General features: G+C 66.5%; 1 protein-coding gene. It reads left to right on the top strand.

Features of this window, described 5'->3' with window-relative positions; translation table 11 throughout:
* A partial coding sequence (locus CFB49_RS35340) for an NAD(P)/FAD-dependent oxidoreductase (protein ID WP_179235009.1) occupies nucleotides 1-1,302 on the top strand: 1,302 nt, incomplete at both ends.

The raw sequence follows: 1,302 nt of genomic DNA on the forward strand, positions 1-1,302 counted from the left end.
GCAATACGGCCCGCGCGAATCGATGGAATACGACGTCGTGATCGTCGGCGGCGGCCCCGCCGGGCTGTCGGCGGCGATCCGGCTCAAGCAACTGGCCGCCGAGAAAGGCACCGAGATCGGCGTGTGCGTGCTCGAGAAGGGTTCCGAGATCGGCGCGCACATCCTGTCGGGCGCGGTGATGGACCCGCGCGCGATCACCGAGCTGTTTCCCGACTGGAAGGAGCGCGGCGCGCCGCTCGATGTCGAGGTGAGCGAAGACCGCTTCCTGTTCCTGTCCGAGAAGAGCGCGGTGACCACGCCGAACTGGGCGCTGCCGGACAACTTCAAGAATCACGGCAACTACGTGATTTCGCTGGGCAACGTGACCCGCTGGCTCGGCCAGCAGGCCGAGGCGCTCGGCGTGGAAATCTTCCCCGGCTTCCCGGCCGCGGAGATTCTCTACAACGACGACGGCTCCGTGAAAGGCGTCGCCACCGGCAACATGGGCGTGGGCAAGGACGGCGAGCCGACCGAGAACTTCCAGCTCGGCATGGAACTGCACGCGAAGTACACGCTGTTCGCCGAAGGCTGCCGCGGCCATCTGGGGCGGCAACTGATCGCGAAGTACAAGCTCGACGCGAACGCCGATCCGCAGGCGTACGGGATCGGCATCAAGGAACTGTGGGAAATCGATCCCGCGAAGCACAAGCCGGGCCTGGTGATCCACACGGCCGGCTGGCCGCTGAAGCCGGATACGTACGGCGGCTCGTTCCTGTATCACATGGACAACAACCAGGTCGTGGTCGGCTTCGTGGTGGGCCTCGGCTACACGAACCCGTACCTGTCGCCGTTCGAGGAATTCCAGCGCTACAAGACGCACCCGTCGATCCGCGCGTTCCTCGAAGGCGGCAAGCGCGTGTCGTACGGCGCGCGCGCGATCACGGCCGGCGGCCTGCTGTCGCTGCCGAAGACGGTGTTCCCGGGCGGCGCGCTGATCGGCGACGACGCGGGTTTCCTGAACGCGTCGCGGATCAAGGGCAGCCATGCGGCGATCAAGACCGGCATGCTGGCGGCCGACGCCGCGTTCGACGCGGTGCAGGCCGGCCGCCAGTCGGACGAGCTGAACGCGTACCCCGATGCGTTCAAGCAATCGTGGCTGTACACGGAGCTGTACCGCGCGCGCAACTTCAAGCAGTGGATGGCGAAGGGCCTGTACCTGGGCACGCTGATGGTTGGGCTGGAGCAGAAGGTGATGGGCGGCAACGTGCCGTGGACGCTGCATCACCAGCATGCGGACCACGAGATGCTGAAGCCGGCGTCGCA

This window comes from Burkholderia sp. AU17457, assembly GCF_002223255.1.
GTDB classification, from domain to species: domain Bacteria; phylum Pseudomonadota; class Gammaproteobacteria; order Burkholderiales; family Burkholderiaceae; genus Burkholderia; species Burkholderia sola.